This window comes from Streptomyces phaeochromogenes (assembly GCF_001418655.1).
In the GTDB taxonomy this organism is placed as follows: Bacteria; Actinomycetota; Actinomycetes; order Streptomycetales; family Streptomycetaceae; genus Streptomyces; species Streptomyces phaeochromogenes.
Genome location: NZ_LIQZ01000182.1, coordinates 43,456 through 69,744 on the forward strand (window position 1 = coordinate 43,456; position 26,289 = coordinate 69,744).

26 protein-coding genes are annotated in these 26,289 nt (G+C 70.2%); 12 read left to right on the top strand and 14 right to left on the bottom strand.

What is annotated here, in order from left to right:
• Nucleotides 1–189: 189 nt before the first annotated feature.
• Genes AOK17_RS24650 through AOK17_RS24660 form a run of 3 tightly spaced genes read left to right on the top strand, consistent with a single transcriptional unit; the run spans nucleotide 190 to nucleotide 3,826 of the window.
• Nucleotides 190–1,494 (top strand): MFS transporter, encoded by a 1,305-nt coding sequence (locus AOK17_RS24650; RefSeq protein WP_055614729.1) that lies wholly within the window; start codon nucleotides 190–192, stop codon nucleotides 1,492–1,494.
• 4 nt (nucleotides 1,495–1,498) lie between these two features.
• Nucleotides 1,499–2,809, top strand: a complete 1,311-nt coding sequence (locus AOK17_RS24655) for an anhydro-N-acetylmuramic acid kinase (RefSeq protein ID WP_055614730.1) — start codon at nucleotides 1,499–1,501, stop codon at nucleotides 2,807–2,809.
• Nucleotides 2,810–2,863: 54 nt separating this feature from the next.
• The gene (locus AOK17_RS24660; protein ID WP_079053259.1) at nucleotides 2,864–3,826 is read left to right on the top strand and encodes a DUF2510 domain-containing protein; all 963 of its coding nucleotides are present in this window, start codon (nucleotides 2,864–2,866) and stop codon (nucleotides 3,824–3,826) included.
• A 148-nt stretch (nucleotides 3,827–3,974) separates the two neighbouring features.
• Here AOK17_RS24660 and AOK17_RS24665 read toward each other — a convergent pair whose 3' ends face one another.
• A complete protein-coding gene (locus AOK17_RS24665) occupies nucleotides 3,975–4,616 on the bottom strand; it encodes a TetR/AcrR family transcriptional regulator (protein ID WP_055614731.1) in 642 nt (213 codons plus the stop codon).
• 247 nt (nucleotides 4,617–4,863) lie between these two features.
• On the opposite strand from AOK17_RS24665, the gene AOK17_RS24670 reads away from it, so the two are divergent.
• Nucleotides 4,864–5,742, top strand: a complete 879-nt coding sequence (locus AOK17_RS24670; protein WP_079053260.1) for a phosphatase PAP2 family protein — start codon at nucleotides 4,864–4,866, stop codon at nucleotides 5,740–5,742.
• Entirely contained in the window at nucleotides 5,739–6,746 is a 1,008-nt protein-coding gene (locus AOK17_RS24675) for a DMT family transporter (RefSeq protein ID WP_055614732.1), read from the top strand. The genes AOK17_RS24670 and AOK17_RS24675 overlap by 4 nt, the downstream gene beginning before the upstream one ends.
• A 98-nt stretch (nucleotides 6,747–6,844) precedes the next feature.
• Here AOK17_RS24675 and AOK17_RS24680 read toward each other — a convergent pair whose 3' ends face one another.
• The 10 genes from AOK17_RS24680 to AOK17_RS24725 form a co-directional block, all read right to left on the bottom strand.
• On the bottom strand, nucleotides 6,845–7,753 hold the full coding sequence (locus AOK17_RS24680; protein ID WP_055614733.1) for an LURP-one-related family protein: 909 nt from the start codon (nucleotides 7,751–7,753) through the stop codon (nucleotides 6,845–6,847).
• An 86-nt stretch (nucleotides 7,754–7,839) separates the two neighbouring features.
• A complete protein-coding gene (locus AOK17_RS24685) occupies nucleotides 7,840–9,888 on the bottom strand; it encodes a phosphocholine-specific phospholipase C (protein ID WP_055614734.1) in 2,049 nt (682 codons plus the stop codon).
• Nucleotides 9,889–10,067: 179 nt separating this feature from the next.
• Nucleotides 10,068–11,120, bottom strand: coding sequence for a 2-aminoethylphosphonate ABC transporter substrate-binding protein (locus tag AOK17_RS24690; RefSeq protein ID WP_055614735.1), 1,053 nt, complete (start codon nucleotides 11,118–11,120; stop codon nucleotides 10,068–10,070).
• 67 nt (nucleotides 11,121–11,187) lie between these two features.
• Nucleotides 11,188–11,985, bottom strand: a complete 798-nt coding sequence (locus AOK17_RS24695; RefSeq protein ID WP_055614736.1) for an ABC transporter permease — start codon at nucleotides 11,983–11,985, stop codon at nucleotides 11,188–11,190.
• Nucleotides 11,972–12,868, bottom strand: coding sequence for a 2-aminoethylphosphonate ABC transporter permease subunit (locus AOK17_RS24700; protein WP_107102486.1), 897 nt, complete (start codon nucleotides 12,866–12,868; stop codon nucleotides 11,972–11,974). The genes AOK17_RS24695 and AOK17_RS24700 overlap by 14 nt, the downstream gene beginning before the upstream one ends.
• On the bottom strand, nucleotides 12,861–13,913 hold the full coding sequence (locus AOK17_RS24705) for an ABC transporter ATP-binding protein (protein WP_055614738.1): 1,053 nt from the start codon (nucleotides 13,911–13,913) through the stop codon (nucleotides 12,861–12,863). The genes AOK17_RS24700 and AOK17_RS24705 overlap by 8 nt, the downstream gene beginning before the upstream one ends.
• The gene (locus AOK17_RS24710) at nucleotides 13,910–14,599 is read right to left on the bottom strand and encodes a phosphonatase-like hydrolase (RefSeq protein WP_055614775.1); all 690 of its coding nucleotides are present in this window, start codon (nucleotides 14,597–14,599) and stop codon (nucleotides 13,910–13,912) included. Before AOK17_RS24710 ends, AOK17_RS24705 begins: the two co-directional genes overlap by 4 nt.
• A gap of 8 nt (nucleotides 14,600–14,607) precedes the next feature.
• The gene (locus AOK17_RS24715; protein WP_245697337.1) at nucleotides 14,608–15,693 is read right to left on the bottom strand and encodes a TIGR03364 family FAD-dependent oxidoreductase; all 1,086 of its coding nucleotides are present in this window, start codon (nucleotides 15,691–15,693) and stop codon (nucleotides 14,608–14,610) included.
• 192 nt (nucleotides 15,694–15,885) lie between these two features.
• Nucleotides 15,886–16,641, bottom strand: coding sequence for a GntR family transcriptional regulator (locus AOK17_RS24720; RefSeq protein WP_055614739.1), 756 nt, complete (start codon nucleotides 16,639–16,641; stop codon nucleotides 15,886–15,888).
• Nucleotides 16,642–16,723: 82 nt separating this feature from the next.
• A complete protein-coding gene (locus AOK17_RS24725) occupies nucleotides 16,724–17,359 on the bottom strand; it encodes a polysaccharide deacetylase family protein (RefSeq protein ID WP_055614740.1) in 636 nt (211 codons plus the stop codon).
• Between the two features lie 397 nt (nucleotides 17,360–17,756).
• Between AOK17_RS24725 and AOK17_RS24730 the strand changes: the two genes are divergently transcribed.
• Nucleotides 17,757–18,629 carry a helix-turn-helix domain-containing protein gene (locus tag AOK17_RS24730; protein ID WP_055614741.1) on the top strand — a complete coding sequence of 291 codons (873 nt, stop codon included), beginning with the start codon at nucleotides 17,757–17,759 and terminating at the stop codon, nucleotides 18,627–18,629.
• Nucleotides 18,630–18,732: 103 nt separating this feature from the next.
• On the opposite strand, the gene AOK17_RS24735 is transcribed toward AOK17_RS24730, so the two are convergent.
• The gene (locus tag AOK17_RS24735) at nucleotides 18,733–19,512 is read right to left on the bottom strand and encodes an inositol monophosphatase family protein (protein ID WP_055614742.1); all 780 of its coding nucleotides are present in this window, start codon (nucleotides 19,510–19,512) and stop codon (nucleotides 18,733–18,735) included.
• A gap of 55 nt (nucleotides 19,513–19,567) precedes the next feature.
• On the opposite strand from AOK17_RS24735, the gene AOK17_RS24740 reads away from it, so the two are divergent.
• Nucleotides 19,568–20,467, top strand: coding sequence for a LysR family transcriptional regulator (locus tag AOK17_RS24740; protein ID WP_055614743.1), 900 nt, complete (start codon nucleotides 19,568–19,570; stop codon nucleotides 20,465–20,467).
• A gap of 9 nt (nucleotides 20,468–20,476) precedes the next feature.
• On the opposite strand, the gene AOK17_RS24745 is transcribed toward AOK17_RS24740, so the two are convergent.
• Nucleotides 20,477–21,085, bottom strand: a complete 609-nt coding sequence (locus AOK17_RS24745) for an NAD(P)-dependent oxidoreductase (RefSeq protein WP_055614744.1) — start codon at nucleotides 21,083–21,085, stop codon at nucleotides 20,477–20,479.
• Nucleotides 21,086–21,322: 237 nt separating this feature from the next.
• Between AOK17_RS24745 and AOK17_RS24750 the strand changes: the two genes are divergently transcribed.
• Genes AOK17_RS24750 through AOK17_RS24760 form a run of 3 tightly spaced genes read left to right on the top strand, consistent with a single transcriptional unit; the run spans nucleotide 21,323 to nucleotide 23,549 of the window.
• Complete coding sequence (locus tag AOK17_RS24750) at nucleotides 21,323–22,387, top strand: aromatic ring-hydroxylating oxygenase subunit alpha (protein WP_206190821.1); 1,065 nt, start codon at nucleotides 21,323–21,325, stop codon at nucleotides 22,385–22,387.
• Complete coding sequence (locus AOK17_RS24755; RefSeq protein ID WP_055614746.1) at nucleotides 22,384–22,608, top strand: hypothetical protein; 225 nt, start codon at nucleotides 22,384–22,386, stop codon at nucleotides 22,606–22,608. Before AOK17_RS24750 ends, AOK17_RS24755 begins: the two co-directional genes overlap by 4 nt.
• On the top strand, nucleotides 22,605–23,549 hold the full coding sequence (locus AOK17_RS24760; RefSeq protein ID WP_055614747.1) for a PDR/VanB family oxidoreductase: 945 nt from the start codon (nucleotides 22,605–22,607) through the stop codon (nucleotides 23,547–23,549). The genes AOK17_RS24755 and AOK17_RS24760 overlap by 4 nt, the downstream gene beginning before the upstream one ends.
• A 6-nt stretch (nucleotides 23,550–23,555) precedes the next feature.
• On the opposite strand, the gene AOK17_RS24765 is transcribed toward AOK17_RS24760, so the two are convergent.
• Nucleotides 23,556–24,353, bottom strand: coding sequence for an IclR family transcriptional regulator domain-containing protein (locus AOK17_RS24765; protein ID WP_055614748.1), 798 nt, complete (start codon nucleotides 24,351–24,353; stop codon nucleotides 23,556–23,558).
• A 190-nt stretch (nucleotides 24,354–24,543) separates the two neighbouring features.
• On the opposite strand from AOK17_RS24765, the gene AOK17_RS24770 reads away from it, so the two are divergent.
• Together AOK17_RS24770 and AOK17_RS24775 are read left to right on the top strand one after the other, a co-directional pair.
• Nucleotides 24,544–25,515: an ABC transporter substrate-binding protein gene (locus tag AOK17_RS24770; protein ID WP_055614749.1), complete on the top strand. Its 972-nt coding sequence runs from the start codon at nucleotides 24,544–24,546 to the stop codon at nucleotides 25,513–25,515.
• On the top strand, nucleotides 25,512–26,285 hold the full coding sequence (locus AOK17_RS24775) for an ABC transporter permease (RefSeq protein ID WP_055614750.1): 774 nt from the start codon (nucleotides 25,512–25,514) through the stop codon (nucleotides 26,283–26,285). The genes AOK17_RS24770 and AOK17_RS24775 overlap by 4 nt, the downstream gene beginning before the upstream one ends.
• Nucleotides 26,286–26,289 lie beyond the last annotated feature (4 nt).

Genomic DNA, 26,289 nt, shown 5'->3' on the forward strand with positions numbered 1-26,289 from the left:
ACCTTGAGCCTAGCCCTCCGGAAGACACGATGGAGCCTGGTCGGGACACCTGCTGCCGCGACGGGTGACGCCGGCGGCCCGAAGACGACCGCCGACACCACCGACCGGCCAGGGTGAAAGTTATTGACAGTCAAAAGCCGTGTGCTGAAACTAACTTTCCAACATCGTCAGGGCGGTGGGAGGAACGGCATGGGCGCTCCGGCGCACGGCTCCGACCTGCGGACCGACCGGCCCGCGCGCTCCCGCAGGGCGCTGGTCGCGGGGTCCGTGGGCAACTTCATCGAGTGGTACGAGTTCGGCGTCTACGGCTACTTCGCGACGGTCATCGCGGCCCGGTTCTTCACCCCCGAGGGCGGCAGCGAGGCCGAGGCCCTGGTCAGGACGTACGCGTCCTTCGCTCTCGCGTTCTTCTTCCGGCCCGTGGGCGCCGCGCTGTTCGGGCGGCTCGGCGACCGCGTCGGACGCCGTCCCGTACTCATCATGGTCATCGTCCTCATGACGGCCGCCACGACCCTGATCGGCGTGCTGCCCACGTACGACACGGTGGGCGCCCTCGCCCCCTGGCTGCTGACCTTTCTGAGGGTCCTTCAGGGGCTTTCCGCGGGTGGCGAGTTCGGGGGCGCGGTGTCGGTGATGACGGAGTTCGCGCCACCGGGCAGGCGGGGCCTGTACGGGTCGTGGCAGTCGTTCACGGTGGCGCTGGGGCTGTTGGGCGGGGCGGGAGTGGCCGCACTGCTGGCGACCGTGCTCAGTGAGGGGCAACTGGGCGACTGGGGCTGGCGGTTGCCGTTCCTGCTGACACTGCCGATGGGACTCGGGGCGCTGTGGCTGCGCCTGCGGCTCGACGAGACGCCGTCCTTCGAGTCGCTCCAGGAGGAGTCCCGGCCGGAGCGACCGCCCGGGCGTGAGGTGGCGAAGGCGATCGCGCTGGGCGCGGGGCGCATCATGGGCTGGGCGGCGGCCGGTTACACGTTCCTCGTCGTGCTCCCCTCGTATCTGCAGAGTTCGCTGAACGCGACGTTCCAGCAGGCGCTGGTCGCCACCGTCCTCGCCAACCTGGGCTTCGCGGTCACGATCGTCCCGGCGGGCCTGCTCAGCGACCGGATCGGCCGGCGGCCGGTGATGCTGACGGGCGCGCTGCTGGTCACCGTCCTCGCGGTCCCGCTGCTCAACCTCCTTCAGAACACGGGCACTTCAAACGCTGTGAAGGGTGGTGCCGTGTTCGTCGCTGGCGCCGTCGTGGGGCTGATGGCGGGGCCGGGCCCCGCGATGCTCTCGGAGATGTTCCCCACGAGCGTCCGCTACACGGGTCTTGGACTCGCCTACGCCCTGTCCAATGCCGTGTTCTCGGGCTGCGCGGGCCTCATCATCACGGAGACCATCAAGCGGACGGGCAGCGTGGACATTCCGGCGTACTACGCGGCCGTGACGTGCGCGGTGAGCGTGTTCGCACTTCTGACGCTCCGTAAGGAGCCGGTACGGCAAGGGAGTTGAACGGATGCGGGTGATCGGCCTGATGTCCGGCACGTCGTACGACGCGATCGACGCGGCGGCGGCCGACCTGCGGCTCGACGGGGACAGGCTGGTGCTGCGGCCTCTCGGCACGGTCGGCGACGCCTACGGGGCCGAGGTGCGCGATGCCCTCGCGGCGGCGCTGCCTCCGGCGGCCACGACCCTCGCCGAGGTGTGCCGCCTGGACACGCTCATCGGGCAGGCCTTCGCCGCGACCGCTCTGCGCGCCGACCGTGAACTGTGCGACGGACGGGCCGAGTTGGTGGTCTCGCACGGTCAGACCGTCTACCACTGGACCGACGGCGGGCAGGTGCGCGGCACCCTGCAGATCGGGCAGCCCGCCTGGATCGCGGAGGCCACCGGACTGCCCGTGGTCGCCGACCTCCGGCCACGCGACATCGCCGCCGGCGGCCAGGGGGCGCCCCTGGTGAGCCTCGTCGACCTGCTGTGGCTGCGCGGCAGGCCGGGCACCCCGGTCGCGCTGAACCTCGGCGGCATCGCCAACCTCACCGCGCCCGACGGCACCGCCTTCGACACGGGTCCCGCGGGCGCGCTCATCGACGCGGCCGTCCACCACTTCACCGGCCGCGCCTACGACACGGACGGGGCGCTGGCCGCCCGCGGCACGGTCCACGAGCCGCTGCTGCGCCGGCTCCTCGACGAGCCGTACTACGCGCTGCCCGCGCCGAAGACGACCGGCAAGGAACTGTTCCACCGGGACTACCTGCTGGCGGCTCTGGCAACTCTGGCGGACCCGGCTGCACTGGCCACGCCGGCCGTGGCGGCCGAGCCGGCAGCTCCGGCAGCTCCGGCAGCTCCGGCAGCTCCGGCAGCTCCGGCAGCTCCGGCAGCTCCGGCAGCTCCGGCAGCTCCGGCAGCTCCGGCAGCGACAACGGCTCCGACCGGCATCGGCACTCTCGCACACCAGGACGTGATCGCCACCCTCACCCGGCTCACCGCGCGCACGGTCGCGGACGCCGTCCGTTCCGTGGGCGCCACCGAGGTCATCGCCTCGGGCGGGGGCACGCGCAATCCCGTCCTCATGGCGATGCTCGCCGAGGAGTTGCCGGGGGTGCCCCTGCACACCTCCGACGCGCTGGGCCTGCCGGCGGCGGCGAAGGAGGCGTACGCGTTCGCCGTCCTCGGCTTCCTGACGCTGCACGGTCTCGTGGGCACCGACCCGAGGAGCACCGGCGCCCGGCATCCCAGCGTGCTGGGCTCGGTGACACCGGGGCGGGACGGGCTGCCGCGGGTGCCCCGGGGCTTGAAACAGCCGGTGCGGCTGGTGATTGGGTGAAATGAATCCGGGTCCTCTCATCCGGCTTTCACTCGCGCCTCATACGGTGGACCCATGACGCAGGCGACTCCCCCCGGCTGGTATCCCGATCCCGGGCAGACAATTGACGGCCCCGCCACGCAGCGCTGGTGGGACGGTAGGACATGGACGGACCAGACCCGCCCCGCGGAGTCCGGCGCCATTTGGGGTCCTCCGGCGTTCTCACCGGACTCGCCCTATCCGGGCGCGCACCCAGGCGGCCCGCGGCGCAAAGGGCGCACGGCGATAGCCGTCGCCGTCGCCGTGGCGGTCCTCGCCGGTATCGGCGGCGGGGTGTACGCGCTGACCGCGGACGACGGCTCGGGCGGCACCGATTCGACCAACACCCAGCCCGTGCCGACCCAGCCGGGCGGCCCGCAGGGGCAGGACGGCGGCGGTCAGGGCGGCCCCGGCGCCCCGGAGGGCGGCGAGTCCGGGACCCCGCAGCCGCTGCCGTCCGAAGAGGGCTACGCCACGGACCCGATCAACGGCATCAGCCTGCCCGTGCCCGACGGCTGGAGCGGCGCGACCATCCAGGTGGGCGCGCAGGTGACGACCAAGGGCTCCTACAAGTGCCCCGGCGACACCTCGGCGGAGTGCAGCCTCGGCGGCGCCTACTCCGCCCCCGCGCTCGCACTGGAGCTCAAGGCCACCACCGCCGAGGCCGCCGCCAAGGAGGACATCGCCAAGAACGCCGAGGAGTCCTACGGCGGCAAGAGCTACGGCAAGATCACCTCGCACGACGAGCTCTCGTCCAAGGCCGTGACCGTGGCCGGGCAGAAGGGCTACGCGGTCCGCTGGAAGGTCGTCACGAGCAAGGGCGACGACGGCTACGTCGAGTCGCTCGTCTTCCCGGCGCCCTCCAACTCCAAGCAGCTCGTCGTCGTGCGCTTCGGCATCGATGTCAGCTCCAAGGCCCCCAAGCAGTCGGTCATCGACGAGATCACCAAGGGCATCAAGGAGGCCGCGGGCGGCGGCGGCAACGGGCAGAACGTGTAGGACGTACGACGGTCACCAATCGGCCGGGTGGAGCGCCTCTCCGCTGGAGAGGAACCCCACCCGGCCGGGGGGTGCGCGCCGCCCCCGTCCCCACGGTGCGGCGCGAGCAGGTCACCGTCCAGTCATCCCATGGACGGCGGCCTGGGTCTCAGGTGGTGTCCGGCGGCCCGGTGGTGTCCGAGAGCCCCAGGGCCGGCAGCAGGGCCACCTCCACATAGCGCAGGAGGTAGTCCGCGTCCGCGGGGCACCCCTCCAGCAGGGGGCGGACGCGGAGCACGCCGAGCAGTTGCGCCGGCACGAACTCCAGGACCGGATGGTCGGCCGTGATCTCCCCGCGTTCGACCGCGCGCCGGACCATCCCGCGGAGCGCCTCCAGTTCGGGCTCCACCAGTGCGTCACGCAGCGCGAGCTTCAGCTCCTCGTCCTGCATCACGGACTGGCCGAGCGCCTGCAGCAGCCTGGTGTCCTCGTCCGACCGCTCGCCCGCGGTGCGCGCGACCGCGCGCAGGTCGCCCGCGAGCGAGCCGGTGTCGATACCGATGAACTTGGGACAGTGGTTGGCCCGCAGCGCGGCTGCCACGAACTGCGGCTTCGTCTTCCACTGCCGGTAGAGCGTGGACTTGCTGCACCGGGTGCTGGAGGCGACGCCCTCCATGGTCAGCGCGTCATAGCCGCACTCGCGGATCTGGTCGAGCACGGCGTCGAAGAACTCCTGCTCACGCTGAGGCGTGATCTTGGAGCGGCGCGAGGCGACGACCGTCTCCGGTTCGTCCGCTGCCTGCGACGTCATGGCTCTTCTCCTCGCTGGTCCCGGCGGCCCCGTGCGGGCCCGCTTCCCGTGTGCTCTCCAGTGTGGCCCTCGACCGGCCCTCAGTGTGGCGTAAGTCCTATCGATACGCCAGTGTACCGGAACGCGAACGTATCGGTACACTGTCGTATCGATGAGCCTTGGACAGGACCCACCCCTGTGTCGAGTGGATCCCCTCCTGGGCTCACCACGCACCAGCACGACCAGAACGTCAGCAAGGGGGCCGGGGATGGAAAGCCGATCCGAGCCTGCAAGAGAGCCTGCAAGAGAAGGGGAGGCCGCGATACAGCGGCCGCCCCTCGTCCGTGAGCTCCTGCTCGTCGCGGGGCTCTTCCTCGTCTACAAGCTCGGCCGGCAGCTGGCCACGGGCCACACCGGTGAGGCCTTCGACAACGCGCACCGGGTCTGGGACCTCGAACGGTTCCTGCGTCTGCCCGGCGAAGGCGACGTACAGTCGGCGCTGCTGCACAGCGACACCCTCGTGCACGTGGTCAACACGTACTACGCGACCGTCCACTTCCCCGCCACCGCGGCCTTCCTGATCTGGCTGTACCTGCGGCGGCCCGGGCACTACGTGTGGGCCCGCCGGGTGCTCGCCGCGGTCACCGCCGCCGCCCTGGTGGTGCACCTCACGTTCCCGCTCGCCCCGCCCCGCATGCTCGCCGCGACGGGCCTCGTGGACACCGGCCAGGTGTACGGGCCCACGGTGTACGGCGCCTCGCCCGAGACCGACTCGCTGTCGAACCAGTTCGCGGCGATGCCCTCGCTGCACTTCGGCTGGGCCCTGATGGTCGCGATCGGCCTGATCGCCGCGACCCGGTCCCGGTGGCGGTGGCTCTGGCTGCTGCATCCGCTGGTCACGCTGCTGGTGATCGTCGGCACGGCCAACCACTACTGGCTCGACGCGGTCGTCGCGGCCTCGCTGCTCGGCATCGCCCTCGCCGTGATCCGCGCACCGCGCCGGACGGCGGCACCGGCGGCGCCCGCCCGGGAGCGCGTGGGCGCCGGCAGCTCCGTACCGGAAGGGCCGGAGGCACCGGACGAACCCGGCGGGCCGGAGGCACCCGGCGCGCAGGACGCTCCGGAGCTCGTGGGAGCCGGACGATGAGCGCCACGCTCGTCGCCGTCGTCCTGTCGCTGTTCTCGGCCGTGGCGTACGCCGCCGCGGCTGTGGCCCAGCAGCGGCTGGCCGCCCGGACCCCCGACTCCGGGGTGCTCCGGCTGCTCGGCAGCGGTGCCTGGTGGTGGTCGGTGGGCCTCAACGCGGCGGCGGCGCTGCTGCACGTGGCCGCCCTCAAGTACGGGCCCCTCACGCTGGTCCAGCCGCTCGGCGCGCTCACGCTCGTCGCCGCGGTGCCGCTGGGCGCGCGGATGGCGGGGCGGCGCGTCACCTTCGTCGAGTGGCGCGGTACGGCGCTGACGCTGGCCGGGCTCGCGGCCCTGCTGGTCACGGCGACCGGGCCCGCGCCCGACGATGTGCTGAGCGTCCCGCAGGCGCTGGCCGTGGCGGGCACGACCATGGCCCTCGTCGGCGTACTGGCCAGGCCGGGCACCCGCCCCGGGCTGCGGCACGCGACCTCGTCCGGCTTCGCCTCGGGTGTCGCCTCGGCGCTCACGCAGACCGTCACGGTCGCCGCGACGGACCGCTCGGAGTCTCTGCTCAGCGGACAGGTGATCGTGGTCGCGCTGCTGGTCGCCGCGTTCGCGGCGGGCGGGCTGCTGCTGTCGCAGACCGCCTACAAGGGCGGGCTCGGCGCTCCCCTCGCGGTGGTGACGCTGGCCAACCCGATCGCCGCCGCGGTGATCGGCCTCTCGCTGCTCGGCGAGCGGCTGCAGGGCGGCGCGGCGGGCCTGCTGCTCGCGCTGGCCGGTGCGGCGGTCGCGGCCTGGGGCGTGGTGACGCTGTCGCGCGCCACGCCGCAGCTCTCGCCGGAGCCCTCGCCGGAGCCCTCGCCGGAGCCCTCGCCGGAGTCCTCGCCGGAGTCACCGGAGCCTTCGGTGGACGAAGAGCACCCGGTGGCGGCCGTTCTCGCCCTGGCGCCCGGATCGGCGTTGAACGAGCCGTCGTTGCTGCCTCGGCAGCCGAAGCCCGGGCGTCTCACCCCGCTGTAGGCGACGACGGAACGCACGACGGCATGAGGGAGGGCCGTCGCGGATGTCCGCGACCGCCCTCCCTCATGACACTGATGACGAACTGACGAACCGATTCGTCAGCCAAGCCCTCGGCTGTCCTGCTTGAGCGCCGTGTCGACGGTCAGCGCCGTCGCTATCACGAGGCTCAACAGGGGCTCGGGAAGCTGGTAGTGCAGTTGCAGGACGTAGTTGTCCGCGGTCGTGAACATCGTCTTGGCGAGGCCTTCCCAGGTCTTGGTGATCCGGGCGACCTCGTTGTCGGCGTGGTCGACGATCGAGAAGTTCCAGGCGCGCCAGTTCTCCGCCTTGATCGCGCCGACCTGCTTGCCGTCGACCTTGATCGCGAAGTTGATCTTCCCGACCATGTTCTGCTGGGCGATCTCACCGACCGGCGAACCGTCCGGACGCGCCACGAGCACCCGCGACTTCATGAACTTCCGGGGACGGGTCAGCAGCAGCTGCGGCTGGCCGTACGCGTCGCGGATCTCCAGCTTGTGCGTCATGAACTGGTCGAGGCTCGCGAAGAAGCGCAGCACCTTCTTCAGCGTGCCCTGTCCGACCTGCACCACCGCGCCGAGCTGGTTGCCCTGCTGGTCCATGACCTTGTACTCGTTGGTCAGCTCGATCAGCTTGGCCTTCTGGTTCACCACCAGGACCGGCTCGGTGAACAGCGTGCCCCCGCCGGCGGCGTTCGGTGCGACACCGGCCTGCTGGTGCACCTGCTGCTGCACACGCGGGTCGAACCCTCCCGCCTGCTGCGGAACCTGCTGCGCCGGCTGCTGGTACCCGGGCTGCGGCTGCTGCACAGGCTGCTGCTGCACGGCCTTGACCGGCTGCACGGCCTGAGCCTGCTGCGCGGCCTGGGCCTGCTGCTGGTCCTGGTTGGTGTGCTGGGTCCACTGGACGCCGTCCCAGTAACGCAGCGTCTGGGGCAGACCCTGAGGATCCGGATACCAACCTGCAGGAGTGTTCGAATGCGTGGTCACCGGGGCACAGTACCCCGGGTCCGCCAGTACCTGACCAGCCCGTGCGATGTGGGACTCATCGCATCCCCGGTGGCGAATCGCACCCTCTACGCCCTGGCGATCGCCGGGTCGCTGACGCCCACCCGGCCGTTCTCGACGTGCCCGGCGAACCGGCGCAGGAACGATCCGTCCGCGTCGGACACGGTGAGGTCGTACCAGCGCCTGCTCGCCCCCAGGTCCACGGTGTGCCTGACGGTCGCGCCGGGCCGTACCCGGATCGACCTGGGCCTGCCGCCGTAGCCGTTGGTGAGCTTGAGCTCGGCCGTGCGGGAGCCCTTGTTGGTGAAGGTCAGCTCGATGTCGTCCCCGTCGTGCCGTGCGGTGACCTCGGGTCCGGCAGTCTTGCCCGGCCCCTTGAAGACACGTACGAAGCCGTTGGGCCCGTGCACGGTCAGGTCGTACGAGCCGTTCGAGTAGGCGGAGTTCCAGGTGTCCGAGACGCTCTTGCCGGCCTCGGTGGTGTAGGTCCAGGGTCCGTCGGTGCGGCTCCCGGAGGTGACGTGGAAGGAGGCGCCGGCCTTCTTGCCCGAGGCGAAGGTCAGCGTGAACTTCCCGGCCTTCGGGTCCACCGAGCCGTCGATCCACGGGGCGTACCGCAGCGGGCGGGCGGGCCGCAGACCGCGCTCCTGCTTCGGCAGCTTCGGATCCGCGGGCGGGGTCGGCTTGTAGTCCGGGTGCCGGTCCTTGTCCGGCGGCTCGTACGCGTCGGTGTCCGGGAGGTCGGCCGGTTTGCTGTCCTTGCGGGAGAAGTCGAAGGCGGCGGTCAGGTCGCCGCAGATGGCCCGCCGCCAGGGCGAGATGTTCGGCTCCTCGACGCCGAAGCGGCGTTCCATGAACCGGATGATCGAGGTGTGGTCGAGGGTCTCGGAGCAGACGTAACCGCCCTTGCTCCACGGCGAGACGACGAGCATCGGCACGCGCGGGCCGAGCCCGTAGGGGCCCGCGACATGGGTCGAGCTGCCCGCGAATAGGTCCGGGCCGACATCGACGGTGGACTTGCCCCGGCCGGCGTCGCGCGGCGGCAGCGGCGGGACGAGGTGGTCGAAGAAGCCGTCGTTCTCGTCGTACGTGATGAACAGGGCCGTCTTCGCCCACACCTTGGGGTCGGAGGTGAGGGCCTCCAGGACCTGGGAGATGTACCAGGCGCCGTAGTTCGAGGGCCAGTTGGAGTGCTCGGAGAAGGCCTCGGGGGCGGCGATGTACGAGACCTGCGGCAGCTTGCCGCCCTTGACGTCGGCCCGTAGCTGGTCGAAGAAGCCCTCACCCTTGCGCGCGTCGGTGCCGGTGCGGGCCTTGTCGTACAGCGGGTCGCCGGCCTTGGCGTTGCGGTACTTGTTGAAGTAGAGCAGCGAGTTGTCGCCGTAGTTGCCGCGGTAGGCGTCCGAGATCCAGCCCCAGGAGCCGGCCGCGTCCAGGCCGTCGCCGATGTCCTGGTAGACCTTCCAGGAGATCCCGGCCTTCTCCAGGCGCTCGGGGTACGTCGTCCAGTCGTAGCCGAGCTCGTCGTTGCCGAGGACCGGCCCGCCGCCCTTGCCGTCGTTCCCCGTGAAGCCCGTCCACATGTAGTAGCGGTTCGGGTCGGTGGAGCCGATGAACGAGCAGTGGTACGCGTCGCAGACGGTGAAGGTGTCCGCGAGCGCGTAGTGGAACGGGATGTCCTCGCGGGTCAGGTACGCCATGGTCGTGGCGCCCTTCGCGGGGACCCACTTGTCGTACTTGCCGCCGTTGTAGGCCGCGTGCCCGTCGGGCCAGCTGTGCGGCAGGCCCTCCAGGAACTGCATGCCGAGGTCGTCGGCCTCCGGGTGGAAGGGCAGCAGCTCCTTGGTGCCGTCCGACTGGTGCCACACGGATTTGCCGTTGTCGAGCGTGACCGGGTGGGGGTCGCCGAAGCCGCGTACGCCTCTCAGCGCACCGAAGTAGTGATCGAAGGAACGGTTCTCCTGCATAAGGACGACGATGTGCTCGACGTCCTCGATGGTGCCGCGGTGGTACCCCGCGGGGATGGCCGCGGCCTTGGCGATGCTCTCCGACAGCGCGGTGAACGCCGCGGTGCCGCCTGCGAGTTGGAGAAATCGGCGCCGATTCACTTCGGGCATGGCTGGTGACCTCTTGTCCTGAAGGGGTACTGAGGGCGAGTAGGTGATGGAACGTGCGCGAATGGAGTGTTCCAAGAGCAACAAACGACAGGGAAGGGTCGCGTGGCATCTGTGTGAAAGACGGCGGTACGTGAGGTGCGCGTCCGGAACACGGTGTTGCGGTGTGCCTGCGCGAACGGTCAGCTTCCGGTCGCTTCCTTCCAGTCATCGACGTACGAGGTGAGGTTCTTGTCGATGTCGGCCCAGTCGGGCTCAAAGACCTCCACGCCGTCCATGAGCTTGGTGAGCGCGATCGCGTTGGCGTCCGTGGGCTTGGTGTCCTGGCGGGCGCTGATGCCGCCGCCGATCTCGCTGACCTGCTGCTGTGCCTTGCGGCTCAGCATGTAGTCGAGGAGCTTCTTGGCGTTGTCGCTGTGCGGGGCGCCGGTGACGAGCCCGGCCGCGTAGGGCAGGGCGAAGGTGGTGGGCCTGCCCGTGGCGGTCGCCGGGAACCAGATGGCGAGGTTCGGCATGGACTTGGCCTGGGCGAAGTTCATCTGGACATCGCCGTTCGCCACGAGGAGTTCGCCCTTGTCGACCTTGGGCGCGAGCTTGCCCGTGGAGGCGGACGGGCCGACGTTGTTGGACTGGAGCCTGCCGAGGTAGTCCATGGCGGCCTTCTCGCCGCCGAAGTCGTGCATCGCCTTGATCAGTACGGCGGTTCCGTCACCCGCGACACCGGGCGTGGAGTACTGGATCTTGTTCTTGTACTCGGCGTCGAGGAGCTGCTCCCACGTGGTGGGGGCCTGCTTGAGTTCCTTCTTGTTGTAGACGAACCCGAAGTAGTTGTTGACGACGGAGGTCCAGGTGCCCTCGGCCCCCTTGTCGGCGCCGTCGACCTGGTCGGATCCGGCCGGGGTGTACTTCTGGAGCAGCCCCTTGCCGTCGGCCTGCTGGATGAACGGCGGGAGCGTGACGAGCACGTCGGCCTGCGTGTTGCTCTTCTCGCGGACGGCGCGCTGCACGACCTCGCCGGAGCCGCCCTCGACGTACTCGACCTTGATCCCGGTCTCCTTCTCGAAGTCCTTGAAGATCCGGTCGTACCAGCCGTCGCCGTTCTCGCCCTTGAGGCCGTCGGCGCTGTAGACGGTGACGACCTTCTCGTCGGAGGCGGCGGAGGTGCCTCCGCAGGCGGTGAGCGGGGCGGCGAGGAGACAGAGGGCGGCGATCGGGACGAGCCTGTTGCGAGGCATGGCGAGGTGAACTCCTTGCGCTGAAAGGGCTGTTCAGGGATATCGAGCGGGTTGCTCGGGGGTGGGGTCAGCGGTACGAGGCCTTGCTGCGTACGCGGGAGACGGCGAGCAGGGCGATCAGCGTCGCCGTCATCAGGACCACGGCGAGCGCGGAGCCGGCGAACAGGGCGCCGCGGTCGGTGGCCGCGTAGATCAGGACCGGAAGCGGAGTCCAGTCGGGCGGGTAGAGCATCATCGTGGCGCTCAACTCGCCCATGGAGAGGGCGAAGCAGAGGCCGCCGGCGGCGGTGAGCGAGGGCAGCAGCAGGGGCAGCTTCACTCGCCACAGCACGTAGGAAGGGCGGGCGCCGAGCGAGGCCGCGGCCTGCTCGTACGCCGGGTCGAGCCGGGCGATCGCGGCCGAGACCGACTGGTACGCGAACGCGGTGACGAGGACGGCGTGCGCGAGGATCACGATCGACCGGGTGCCGTTGAGCAGCAGCGGCGGCTTGGAGAAGGCGACGAGGATCGCGAGCCCGACGACGACGGAGGGCACGGCGACGGGCAGCACGAACAAGGCGTCCAGGAACCGTCGTTGGCGTCGTTTGAGTCCCGACGCGGCGAGGGCGGCCCAGGTCCCCACGGCCATCGCGAGCAGGCTCGCGGTGAGCGCGGTGACCAGGCTGGTGGTCAGCGCCTGGAGAGCCTCGCCGCGGGTGGCGGCGTCGTAGTGCCCGGTGGTGAAGCCGGACGGCAGGACGCTCGACCAGTTGGTGGCGAACGACGCGGCCAGGATCACCAGCAGGGGCAGCGCGAACAGAGGGAGGAAGAGGACGAGGAACAGGACCCAGGCGGTCCACTTCCCTTTCCTGCTATGCACCAGCACGACGGCTCACCACCCGGTAGAGGCCGTAGAGCCCCACGGAGATCAGGACGTTGACGACGGCGACCACGCACGCGCCCGGATAGTCGGACTCCAGGATCGCCTTGCTGTAGACGAGCATCGGCAGGGTCGTCACCCCTTTCGCCCCGGTGAAGAGCACGATCCCGAACTCGTTGAGGCACAGGACGAGGACGAGGCTCCCGCCGGCCGCGAGCGCGGGCAGCGCCTCCGGCAGGATCACCGTCCGGATGATCCGCGCGGGCCGCGCACCGAGGCCGGCCGCCACCTCCAGCTGCGCGGTGTCGAGCTGCGAGAAGGCGGCGAGGAGCGGTCGTACGACGAAGGGCGTGAAGTACGTGACCTCGGCGAGGAGCACGCCCCACGGCGTGGTGAGGAACCGGAACGGCCCGTCCGCCGCGCCCGTGACGTCCGTCCAGAGGCCGTTGGCCATGCCGACGGTGCCGTAGATGAAGAGCAGGGCGAGCGTGATCAGGAAGGACGGGAAGGAGAGGAAGACGTCGATGAACCTGGCGACGCTCCGCGCCCCCGGGAACGGCACGAACGCGATGATCAGCGCCAGGACGAACCCGAGCACCAGACATCCGACGGTCGCCCCGACCGCCAGCCACACGGTGGTCCACAGGGCCTCACGGAAGGCTTCGGAGCCGAGGACGTCGGAGTACGGCTGGAGCGAGGTCCCGCCGGTGTCGGGCTGGAAGGACTGCTGGACGACGAGGGCGAGGGGGTAGAGGAAGACGAGGGCGAGCAAGACGACTGGCGGCAGGGCAGCCAACCAGGGGCGCGGGGCTGTGCTCGATTTGCGGCTGCCGCCGCGTGGGCGCGACCAGCCACGACTCACCCGCGGCCGACGAGCAACCTCAGTCATGGCCCCCTCCCGCAGGCAGCAACACCGCGTCCTCCGGTGCGAAGTGCAGCGTCACCGCGTCCCCGTGAGCCGGCGGAGCCTTGAGTTCCCGCAGGTCCGCCATCAGCCGGTGGCCGTCCACGTCGACGTACAGCCGGTGGGTGGCGCCCCGCCACTGGATCTCGTCGACGGTTCCGGCGAGTTGGTTGGGGCCGGAACCGAGGCCGACGAGGTGGGGGCGTACACACAGGGTCGCCTGAGCGCCGCACGCGATCCCTGCCGTCCCGACCTCGACCTCACGCCCGCCGAAGGAGACACCGCCCTCCCCCACCGTCACGGGCAGCAGATTCGCGTTGCCGACGAAGGAGGCCGTGAACTCGGTCCTCGGCGCCCGGTAGAGCTGGTGAGGGGTCCCGCAGTCCTGGAGACGGGCCCGGTCCATCACCGCGATCCGGTCGGCCAGCGTCAGCGCCTCGACCTGGTCGTGGGTGACGTACAGGATCGACACGTCGGGCAACTCACGGTGAAGCCGGGCGAGTTCGGCCAGCATCCCGGAGCGCAACTGGGCGTCCAGCGCGGACAGCGGTTCGTCGAGAAGCAGTACGCCGGGCCGGATGGCCAACGCCCGTGCGATGGCGACGCGTTGCTGCTGGCCGCCGGACAACTCCCGGGGATGGCGGCGCGCGTACGCCGCCATCCCGGTCATCTCCAGCGCCTCGGCCACCCGCGCGCGTATCTCACTCTTCGCGACCTTGCGCGCCTTCAGCCCGAAGGCCACGTTGTCCTCGACGCGCATGTGCGGGAACAGCGCGTACTGCTGGACGACCATCCCGATCCCCCGCCGGTGCGGGGGCAGTTCGGTCACATCGCGCTCGCCCAGGTACACCCGCCCGGAGACTGGCCGCACGAACCCGGCGACCGCCCGCAGCGCGGTGGTCTTGCCGGACCCGGACGGCCCGAGCAGGGCCATCACCTCGCCGGGTTCGACGGTGAGGTCGAGCGCGTCGAGGACGACGTTCCCGTCGTAGGCGACCGTCACCGAGTCGAATCGGATGCCGCTGCTCATGCGAGGGCTCCCGGCAACTCCGCCACGGATCCCAGCACTTGGGTGGCCCCGGACGCCCGCAGCGCGTTCTCGTCGTGCGCGCCGGTCAGGACACCGGCGACCGCGCCCGCCCCCGCACGGACCCCGCTGAGCATGTCGTACGAGGTGTCGCCCACGACGGCGATCTGCCGGACGTCGTCCGCCGCCGCCGTCCGCAGGAAGGCGCCGAGGACCATGTCGGGGTAAGGGCGCCCGCGGCCCCCGGCGTCGGCGGGGCACAGCGTCAGCGGCACCAGGTCCTGCCAGCCGAGCGCGGCCAGGATCGCGTCCTGCGTGGTGCGCGCGAAGCCGGTGGTCAGTACGACCGTGCGGCCCTGGGAGTCGAGCTGCTCGATGGCCTCGCGCGCACCGGGGATCGGCGCGACGAGACCGCCGTCGACCAGCTCCGCGTACGCCTCCTCGAAGGCCCTGTTGGCCTCCTGCGCCTTCGTCTCCTCCCCGAACAGATGCCGGAAGACGGAGATCTTGGACTCGCCCATGGTGGCGCGGACGTAGGCGAGTTTGTCGGCGTGGTCGGGGCTGCCGGGCTCGACGCCCAGTTCGGCGGCGGCCGTCGCGAAGGCCCGCTCGACGAGGCCGCCGTCGGCGACGGTGGTGCCGGCCATGTCGAGGACGACGAGACGGATGTCGTGGTTCGTGTGGGTCATGAGGGGTGTCACCAGCCCAGTTCGTTCGCGGTCGTCTCGGCGATCGCGGGCGAGCAGGTCATACCGCGCCCGCCGGGCCCGGTGACCAGCCACACCCCGTCGCGCACCTGTTGCCGGTGCACGACCCGGCCCGGGTCGGTGCACTGCGCGTACACCCCGGCCCAGCGGCGCCGGATCTTCGGCAGCGCGCGGCCGAGGAAGGACTCGACGACCCCCGTGAGGTGGTCGTAGGGGTCTTCGAGGGTGTCGAAGGCGAAGGGGTGTTCGTACTCGTGGGTGTCGCCGATGGTCAGCCCGCCGTCGGCGCGCTGCACCATGAGCAGCTGCATACGGTGGTCCGCGGCCGTCCGCGCCTGGGCCTGACGGGCGTTGAGCTCGTCCAGGGCCGCGGAGTCGTACGCCGGGTAGTAGCGGAAGCTGTCGGCGTCTGCGATCGAGGTGGTGAGCGGCTCGCCCAGCGGGTCGGTCTGCATCATCTGGAGACGTACGCGGCGGACGGGCAGGCCAGGTCCGGCCAGCTCACGGACCAGGCCGCCGAGCCATGCGCCCGTGCAGAGGACGACGACGTCCCCGGTGTGCACGTCCCCGTGGTCGTCGCGGACGGCGTGGTGACCGATGACCTCTCGGACCTCCCTGCCGGGCCGGAAGGTGTACCGCGGCGACTTCAACAGCTCGGCGCGCAGGGCGAGTTGTGCGGTGCGCGGCTCGACGGCCGCGTCCCGCTCGCAGTAGAGGGCGGCGCTGAACTCGCCGCGCAGGGCTGGGTTCAGGGCGCGCGCCTCGTCGGGGGTCAGCAGCTTGTAGCCGCGGGCCGGTGCGTCCTCACGGGCCACGGCGGCCTCGGCGACGGCGAGTTCGAGGTCGCCGCGGACGGGGGTCAGCGAGCCGTTCGGCCGGAAGCCGAGGCCTGGCACCCGTCCGCCGATGCCCTCCCACAACTCCCGCGCCCGCAGCGCGGTTTCCAGTTCTTCACCCCCCGCGCGGCCACTCACCCAGATCTGGCCGAAGTTGCGCAACGAGGCGCCGCGAGCCTCCGCCTCGCGCTCGATCTGTACGACCTCATGGCCGCGTTCCACTGCTTGCCAGGCGTGCATGGTGCCCACCACGCCGGCTCCGACGACTATCACTCTCACGACGGCCACGCTCCTCGGGATCGGGGAACCGGAAGGGTCCGGCTCACAACGGGAGCGTGAACTGGTCGTCACGTTTGGGCTAGACCAGTTACCTATTCGTGATACTCGAAGGTGGTCGGGAGGAGGTGCGGAGAGGGGGCGTAGAGGGTGTTCTCAGCCGCTGAGATGAGTCGTGAACGAGAACCGGTCCCCCCGGAACAGCGTCCGCACCCGCTCCAGCGGCTGCCCGTCGGTGTCCCGCGAAACGCGGTGGATCAGCAGCATCGGAAGAGCGGGCGGGGTGCCGATGAGGAGGGCCTCGCGCGGGGTGGCGAGCACCGTCTCGATGCGTTCGTCGGCGTCTCCGAAGGCGATGCCCTGCTGGTGGAGGTAGGCGTAGAAGGAGGAGTCGGGCTCGAATTCGGCGTCCAGGCGGGGAATGCGGGCCACCGAGACGTAGGTGCTTTCCAGACCGACCCGCTCGTCGTCCGCGAGCAGCACGCGCTCCAGATGCCAGACCGGCTCGCCGCGCGTGAGCCCGGTCTCGGCGGCGAGCGCCTCGGGGCAGGGGAAGCGGTCGAGGGTGACGAGGTTGCGGCCGGGGGTGCGCCCCTGACGTCGTACGCCTTCGGTGTAGCTGGCGAGCGACAGGGGCTGCTCCAGCTTCGGGCCCGCGACGACCGTGCCGCGCCCCCGCCTGCGCAGCCGCCCTTCCAGCACCAGTTCACGGATCGCCTGCCGCACGGTCTCCCGCGCGACCTCGTACCGCTCGGAGAGGTCCCGCTCGGTGGGGAGCAGCCCGCCCTCGCCGAGTTCGTCGACGAGGGCCGAGATCCGCGCCTTCACCGCGTAGTACTTCGGGATGCGGCCGTGCTCCGGAATCCCGGAGCGGACGGGGGCCGCGGGGTGCTGATCGTTCGGGTAGTCCACGCAGGGATCGTCGCAGATGAGGCGGGGGGATTTCCTGGCGGGATTCCTGACGGGGTTTCCTGGCGGTTTCCTGGCGGGCTTCCTATTCGAGGACGGTGCGCAGGTCGGTGATCCGGTATCCGTGGGCGTGGATGGCGTCGATGATCCGCGGGAGTGCCTGGACGTCGAGGGCAGGTCCGCGCCCCTGGGCCGTACCGACGTGCATCTGCACGATCGCCCCGGGGGTCAGGGCGTTCACGACCCGGTCGACGACCTTCTGGACCGTCATACCGCCGGCGGTTCCGAGGTAGCCGTTGGTGTCAGTGGTGAACTCGATGTCCGCGAAGCCGAGTTCGTTGGCATGCGCGATGCCCTCCGGGGTCGTGGCGCTGTAGGGGAAGCGGAAGAACGGGAGCGGCACCGCCCCGGTCGCCCGTCGGATCGCCCGGTCCGCACCCATGATCTCCTGCTCCGCCTCCGGGCGGGTGAGGTCCGCGAACTGCGGATGGCTGTAGGAGTGGTTGCCGATCCCGTGCTCGGCCGCCATCAGCCGGGCCGCACCGGAGTGGCGTTCGGCGAACCGGCCGGTCAGGAAGAACGTCGCCGGCACGTTCCGCCCGCGCAGCACCGTCAAGGCCGTCTCCACCCCGGTCTCGTCCCACGCGGCGTTGAACGTCAGCGCCACCAGCGGGCTACTGGTGGGAATCCGGCGGACCTCCGAACCGTAGAGCCTCGCCACCGGCCCCGGATCCTCCCCGCCCACCGACCTCGGGGCGCCCCCGCATTCCGCCGCGGCGCCTCCGCGAGGGCAACGGTCCGTGAGGGTGTGCCCGCTCGCGGGGAGGACCAGAAGCCCCAGCACCAGGGCAGCGACGGCAACAGCGACAGGCAGGCCACCGAGGGCCATGGGCCCCGCTGGGACAGAACGCTTCATAGTCGAACATTGGCACCATCTATTGCGCAGCATGGCAGTGACACTCGGCGAAGGCTCCCGCACCCCTTGGACGGAGGCAAATGCCAACGTAAGAGTCCGTTTCGGCACCTGCGATCACGACGGCATGGCGCGTGATCAACAATCCTTGCCGCATGGCAATCTGCGGTCCAGCACAGGGACTTGGACCGGAGGTACATCGCACGTGGCGGCGAAGAGCAATCCCACCGTCAGGAGACGCCATCTCGGGGCCGAGCTTCGCGGGCTCCGCATCGCCAGTGGACTGAAGAGCAAGGAGGTCGCCGAGCGGCTTCTGGTCTCTCAGCCCAAGATCAGTCATCTGGAGAACGGCAACCGCGCCATCAGCCCTCGCGACGTTCGCGACCTGTGCGCGATCTACGGAGTGACGGACCGGGAGGTCATCGACTCCCTGATGGAGATGGCCAAGGAATCGAGCCGGCGGAGCTGGTGGCACTCCTACGGCGACCTCTCCAACAGCGTCTACATCGGCCTGGAGTCGGACGCCGTCTCCCTCCACACCTACGACCCCATGGTGATCCCCGGCCTGCTGCAGACCCCTGCCTACGCCGAGGCCGTCATCGGAGAAACGATCCCCCTGCTCACCGCCGAACAGACCGCCACGCGCCTCAAGGTGCGGCTGCGCCGTCAGCACCGGATCTACGACCCGGCCTGCCCGCTGCGCCTGTGGGTCGTCCTGGACGAATCGGCATTGCACCGCGTCGTGGGCAGCCCCGACATCATGCGCGAGCAACTGGAACACCTGAACGCACTCGGCACCGAGCCGCACATCACCATGCAGGTCCTCCCCTACGCCGTGGGCGCTCACCCGGGCCTGACAGGACAGTTCTCCATTCTGAGGTTCGCCGACAGCCATGAGTCAGGGGTGGTGTACCTGGAACGGTTCACCAGCGACCTCTGTTTGGAGAAGCCGTCCGACGTGCAGCACTACAGCGCGATGTACGACCACCTCCAGGCCCGGGCCCTCACCCCTGACAGCAGCCGCGACATCCTCACCGACATAACCAAGTCGTACATCGACGCGGCGATCGAGCCCTGAGCGTCGGCCTCAGGAGCCGGTCGCGACGAACACCCCGCCGACGACCGGCCCCGGCCCCCCATCCCTTTCCGGCAGAGCCGCCGCAACAGGATCCCAACTCCCCTCAGGTGGCGAGGACTTCCAGCGCGGCGGCGTGCACACCCGGTGCGGCGGCAAGATAGCTCTCGCCGGCCAGTTCCCACGGTTTGCCCTCGATGTCGGTCACGACGCCTCCGGCCTCCTGGACCAGCAGCACACCCGCCGCGTGGGACCGGACGTTGTCGAACTGCCAGTGCAGGTCCATCCGGCCCGCGGCGACCTGGGCCAGCTGGTGGGTCACGGGCACGGAGACTCGTACGTGGAGGGCGGAGTTCGTCATCGCGGTGAAGGCGGAGCCCATCCGCTGCGCGAGCTCGGGGTCGTGACCCGGCTTGGCCTGGCCGGTCCCGGCCAGTGCGCCGTCCAACGACGTCTTGACCGAAACCCGCAGCCGTACGCCGTTGAGGAACGCCCCGCCGCCCTCGGTCGCGGTGAACATCTCGTCGTGGGCCGGGAAGCAGACCACCGCCAGCACCGGGCGGCCGTCGCGGACGAGGCTCACGCCGATGTTCCAGTCGGGCATGCCGTGCACGGCGTTGACGTTGCCGCCGACCGGGTCGATGAGCCACCACTCGCCCGTGGCCAGCGGTCCCGATCCATGTTCGTCATTGAGCCAGCCCGCACTCGGCAGGGCCTCGGTCAACGCGGGGCGCAGCACATCGACCACGGCCGCGTCATTGGCCTGGAGGTTCGCAAGCAGTTCGGGAAGCCCGGACTGACGGGACTCGGCGGAATAACGCGTCATCATCCGGGCGCCGGCGCGGCGGACGGCGGCGACGGTGGCGGCAAGCAGTTCCTCGCTCATGGGATGCTCCTGGAGTTGACGGAAGTGGATCGATGTCTTGTTGGGATTTACTCGTATGCAATTGGACTTGAATCTGCTGACCGTGCTGGACGCCCTGCTCGAAGAGGGCAGCGTGATGGGCGCGGCCGAGCGGCTACACCTGTCCTCGCCCGCGGTCAGCCGCACCCTCGGCCGGCTTCGCGCCGTCACCGGGGACGACATCCTGGTGCGCACCGGCCACTCGATGACTCCCACCCCGTACGCGTTGTCGGTACGGGAGGACGTGCACCGGCTGGTCAGGCAGGCGCACGCGGTGCTCTCGCCGATCCGTGAACTGGACCTCGCCGAACTGGACCGCACCTTCACGATCCAATGTCACGACGCGGTGGCCGCGTCACTGGTGCCGGTACTGGTCGGGAGGATCCAACAGCAGGCCGCCGGGGTGCAGTTGCGGGTGCTGGCGGAGAACACCGTCGACACCGACGACCTGCGGCACGGCCGCGTCGATCTGGAAATCGGTGGTGGCAGGCCCGTTCTGCCCGAGTTCCGGTCCGAGCCGCTCGGCGACGACCGGCTCGTCGTGGCGATGCGCGCGGACCACCCCTGTGCCGCCGGACTCGACCTGGCCTCCTACGCGGAGCAGCCGCATGTGGTGATCTCCCGGCGCGGCCGGCTCACCGCGCCGATCGACGATGTGCTGGCCGCCGAAGGCCTGCGGCGCCGGGTGGTCGCGGCGGTGGCGTCGGTGTCCACCGCACTGCAGATCGCCGCCCGCGGCGATGCGTTGGTCACCTGCACGGAGATCCTCGGCCGCCCGCTCATCGAGGCGTTCGGGCTCCTCTCTCGGCCGCTGCCGATCAAGTCCCCGGCGGCGACGATCAACTGCAACTGGCACCAGCGCTACGATTCCGACCCCGCCCACGCCTGGCTCCGCGAGCAGGTCCGGGCGTCGGTCGAGGAGATCACCGCCCGCTGACCGCTCCGCCTACTCCGCCAGTGGCAGGGCCACGGCACCGGGAAAACCAGGCGCTTCGGCTTCGTCGAGCATCGCCGCGGCGACGGTTTCCCGGCTGACCTTCGCACCGAGGTCGAAGGGAGGCGCGGACTCCAGGCCGACCGTACGCCGACGGGGGCTCTCCGGCCCGTCGGCGAGCATCCCGGCGTGGAAGACGGTGCCCCCGGCCGCGAGAACGGTGTTGTCGGCTTCGACCTTGTCCGGAAGCCGGTCGCCCAGCACCTTGGCGAGCACGCCCGCACCCTCCCCCGCCACTTGCGCCGACTTGCCCGTGCCGTAGGCGCCGAGCCAGATGACGCGCCGCGGGCCGGCGGCGACGACGGCCCGGGCGCCGGTCAGGAGGGTCCCGGCCCGGTCCGTACCGAGCGCGGAAAGGACCACGGAGTCCCCGTCCATGACGGCGGCGATACTCGCCGCGTCGTTCACGTCGCCCGCCACCTTGCGCAGGTTCGGCGAGTCGGGCAGAGCGATCTTCTCGGGATCGCGCGCGATGGCGGTCACGGTGTGACCACGTCGCAGCGCCTGTCGAGTGAGGGCGATTCCGGTCTGGCCGGAGGCCGCGAGGACGGTGAGGTTCATGCCGAGAACGCTAGGGAACCCACCACTTAACATCAAGTGCATGTATCTGACTTGATAATTTACCCAGACGCAATTACCTCGGCGAGGGGCGGCGGCCCAATACTCTGACCAGCCCATTCACGAAAGCTCTTCCGCCTCACGGAAGCCGTCTTGCGGAGCTGCCGCAAGGGTCAGGACTCTGAGTCCAACCACGGCACGCGGGGCGACGGCGCCCCGCTTCACGGGACGGGACCGCCCATGCCTCACATGACCGCATTCGCCAGGAACCAGTGGTACGTCGCCGCCTACGCCCACGAGGTGGGGCGGGAGTTGCTCGGCCGGACGGTTCTCGGGGAGCCGCTCGTCTTCTACCGGACCGAGGACGACGGACGGCCGGTCGTCCTGCACGACCGTTGCGTGCACCGCCGCTATCCGCTCTCGGAGAGCGGGCTCGACGGTGACCGGATCGTCTGCGGCTACCACGGCTTCACGTACGACACGACGGGTGCGTGTGTGTACGTGCCCGGTCAGAAACGCGTCCCCCGCACCGCCCGGGTCGCCTCCTACCCGGTGGTCGAGCAGGACGCCCTGATATGGGTGTGGATAGGCGACCCGGCCCTCGCCGACCCGGAGACCATTCCGCGGGCCAGGCATCTGGACTCCCCCGGCTGGGTCACCGTCAGCGGGATGGAGCCGATCGACGCCGACTACGGCCTCCTCGTCGACAACCTCCTCGACCTGTCCCACGAGACGTATCTGCACGGCGGCTACATCGGCACCCCGGAGGTCGCCGAGACGCCGATCACCACCGAGGTGGACGAGGGCGCGGGCATCGTCAGAGTCAGCCGGCACATGGACGACGCCGAGTGCCCGCCGTTCTACGCCAAGTCGACCGGCATCAAAGGGCGGATCACCCGCTGGCAGGACATCGAGTACCACGCGCCGTGTCTGTATCTGCTGCACAGCCGGATCGCCCCGGTCGGTGTGGTGCCCGAGGCGGACGGCAGCGATCCGAACGGCTTCCACACGGAGATCACGTACGCCATCACGCCGTCCGCCGACGGCAAGGTGTACGACTTCTGGATGGTCTCGCGCGACTGGGCGACCGACGACGCCGAGGTCACCGAGTTCCTGCGGGGCAACAACCACACCGTCGTGATGCAGGACGTCGACGCGCTCAACCTGCTGCAGAAGACGCTCGGCACGGAGCGCACCGGCTACCAGGAGCTGAGCATCAACATCGACACCGGTGGTCTGGCCGCCCGCCGGATCCTCGCCCGGCTGGTCGAGGAGGGCGCGAAGCCCATGGAGAAGGTCCAGTGACCAGCCCGACCGGCGAGATCTACCGCATCGACTGGCTCCCGGGCACCGATGTGCTGCACGGCACCTGTCACTGCGGGGCCGAGCACAGCGCCGAGGACCCGATCGAGATGTGGGAGTGGATGCTCGGCCACCCCGAAGGACACACCCCGCGCGACCCGAACGACCCGAACAACTCGCGCGACCGGCACGTCCCGCACGTCACCCAAGGAAACGGCTCATGACCTCCTACGAAGCCGAACTCGTCGTCGAGCGACGGGACTTGGCCGCCGAAGGTGTGCTCGCCCTCACCCTCCGCCATCCGCTCGGCGAGGAGCTGCCGGCCTGGGAGCCGGGCGCCCACATCGATGTGATCCTGGGCCCGGACCTGGAGCGGCAGTACTCCCTGTGCGGTGACCCGGCCGACCAGCGCTCCTGGCGCGTCGCGGTCCTGCGGGAACCCGACGGGCGCGGCGGATCCGCCCATGTGCACGGGCAGTTGGAGGCGGGCGGCAAGGTCCGCGTGCGCGGCCCGCGCAACCACTTCGCCCTCCAGCCCTCGCCGCGCTACCGCTTCGTCGCGGGCGGCATCGGCATCACCCCGATCCTGCCGATGCTGGCGGAGGCCGAGGCGGCGGGCGCGGAGTGGACACTGCTGTACGGCGGCCGTACGCGCAACTCCATGGCGTTCGCTGAGGAGTTGAGCCTGTACGGGGACAAGGTGCGCGTCGCCCCGCAGGACGAGTCCGGGCTGCTCGACCTCGCCGCCGAACTCGGCACCCCGCAGTCCGACACGCTCGTCTACTGCTGCGGTCCCGGGCCGCTGCTGGACGCCGTGGAGGAGCGGTGCGCTGATTGGCCGAAGGGCTCACTGCACGTCGAACGGTTCCAGCCCAAGGTCCAGGAGACGGGCGCGGACACGGAGTTCGAGGTGGTTTTGGAGCGCTCGGGTCACACGCTCACCGTCCCCGCGGACGTCTCCGTGCTCGACACCGTACGGTCCGCGGGGGTCGAGGTGCTCTTCTCCTGCACCGAGGGCACCTGCGGGACCTGCGAGACGGACGTCCTCGAAGGCACCCCGGACCACCGGGACTCGGTGCTCACGGACGAGGAACGGGAGGCCGGCGAGACCATGCTCATCTGCGTCTCCCGGTGCCGCGGGAAGCGCCTCGTGCTCGACCTGTGACGCCTCCTACCGCGTCTGCGACCTGATCCGCCGGACGGACCCCAGGTCCGCCTCGATCCGGGCGACCGTGGCCAGCAGATGCGGCAGCAGGTCACGGCGTACGGAGTCGACGGAGTTGCGGCTGGCGTGCACGGGGATGTTGACCGCGGCCACCACCTCGCCGTCCCGGTCCCGCACCGGGACGGCGACCGAGCGCAGCCCCTCCTCCAGTTCCTGGTCGACGATCGCGTACCCCTGCCGGCGTACCCGGCGCAGTTCGGTGCGCAGCAGGTCGGCCGAGACGATCGTGCGGGCCGTCAGGGCGCGCAGGTCCGCGCGGACGAGCCGGGCGTCGATCTCCTCGTCGGGCAGCTGGGCGAGCAACACCCGCCCCACGGACGTGACATGGGCCGGGAAGCGGGTGCCGACCGTGATCGTCGCGGTCATGATGCGGCGTGTGGGCACCCGTGCCACGTACACGATGTCGTCGCCGTCGAGGACGCACAGGGACGACGACTCCCTTATCTGCGCGACGAGTTGCTCCAAATGCGGCTCGGCGATCTCCGGCAGGGTGAAACTGGACAGGTACGAGTAGCCGAGTTCGAGGACGCGCGGGGTGAGCCGGAACATCCGCCCGTCCGTCGTCACGTATCCCAGGTCGAAGAGCGTCAGCAGGAAGCGGCGGGCCGCCGCGCGGGTGAGGTCGGTGTGCCGTGCCACCTCGCTGAGCGTCAATTCCGGGTGCTCGGCGTCGAAGGCGCGGATGACCGCGAGGCCGCGCTCGAAGGAACGGACGAAATGAGGTTCGCGGGCTCCAGCAGGCATCGTCGCCTCCACGGGACGCACGGGGGTGCGCACTGCGCACGCTAGGAGCACACTTCGGCAACTGTCAACGACCTTGCGTGTCAAGAGCATTGACCCGCTCCCGGCAAGGTTCTACGTTCCCGCTGAGCACTTCTGTGCGGTCTGCGCACAGCCTGTCGAGGAACTGTCCCAGTGGTCCAGAGGGGGAGTCATGCGTCGTCTGCTCATCGGCCTCGCGGCCGGCGCCGTGTTCGTCGCCGCGACGGCCTGCGGTTCGTCCGACTCCTCCGGGTCGGACGACGACAAGGCGTCCGGTGGTGGTACCACCACGATCAAGGCCGGCGTCATCCCCATCATCGACGTCGCGCCCCTGTACCTGGGCCAGTCGAAGGGCTTCTACAGCAAACGCGGCATCAAGCTGTCGCTGACGAGCGCGCAGGGCGGCGCGGCGATCGTGCCCGGTGTCGTCTCCGGCCAGTTCGACTTCGGCTTCAGCAACATGACGTCCCTGCTGGTCGCCCAGTCCAAGAACATGCCGGTCAAAGCCGTGGCGAACGGTGTCGCGTCCACCGGCAAGCAGGGCGCCGACTTCGCGGAGCTCGCCGTGAAGAAGGGCAGCCCTCTCAAGTCCGCCAAGGACGTGGAGGGCAAGAAGGTCGCCGCCAACACGCTCAACAACATCTGTGACACCTCGGTCAAGGAGTCGGTCCGCAAGGACGGCGGCGATCCGTCCAAGGTCGAGTTCGTGGAGATGCCCTTCGACCAGATGCCGGCAGCGCTCGCGAACGGCCAGGTGGACGCGGCCTGTGTGGTGGAACCCGCGCTCGCCACCATCAAGTCCCAGGGCGGCACCAGCATCGCGTCGCTCTTCGTCGACGTGTCGCCCGACCTCACCGTGGCCATGTACTTCACCTCCCAGCAGTACGCCCAGAAGAACCCGGAGATGGTGAAGAAGTTCCAGGAGGCGACCGCAGAGTCCCTCGCCTACGCCGACAGCCACCCGGACGAGGCCCGCGACATCATCGCCACGTACACGAAGATCCCGAAGAACCTGCTGGAGACGCTGACCCTGCCGAGGTGGCCGGCCGAGCCGAACCGCGCCTCCATCGAGCGGCTGTCCGAACTGGGCGTGCAGGACGGTCTGTTCAAGACGGCCCCGGACCTGGACAAGTTCCTTCCGTGAGGGGCACCAACGCCCTCCTGGGCGCGGCCGGGCTCGCGGTCTTCCTCGCACTCGGCGAGGCGGTGCCGCGGCTCGGCCTCGTCAAGGACGAGTACTTCCCGCCGACCAGCCGCATCGCCGACGCGCTCGCGACGGAGCTCGCCGACGAGGCGTTCTGGACCGCACTCGGGGACACGCTCACCGGCTGGGCGATCGGGCTCACGATCGCGGTGACCGCCGGAATCCTGGCGGGAGTTCTGATCTCGGTCACGCCCTACCTCCGCGAGGCGACGGCCTCGACGATCGAGTTCCTGCGCCCGATCCCGTCGGTCGCCCTGATCCCGCTGGCCGTCCTGCTCTTCGGCACCGAGCTGCGCTCGGTCCTCCTCCTCGTCGTGTACGCGTCCTTCTGGCAGGTCCTCGTCCAGGTCATGTACGGCGTCCGGGACGTCGACCCGGTCGCCGAGGAAACGGCCCGCTCCTACGGCCTCGGCACCTGGGCACGGGTCCGGCACGTGCTCTGGCCCACCGCCCTCCCGTACGTCATGACGGGTGTGCGGCTGGCCGCCGCGGTGGCGCTGATCCTCGCTGTGACCGCCGAACTCGTCATCGGCGCACCGGGGTTGGGCGCCCGGATCGCCGTCGCCCAGACCTCGCAGGCCGTGCCGGAGATGTACGCGCTGGTGGTGGTCACCGGGCTGCTCGGTCTGCTGATCAACGTGGGCGCGCGGACCGTCGAACGGCGGGCGCTGGCCTGGCACCAGTCGGTGCGCGGGGAGGTGGCGGTGTGAAGGG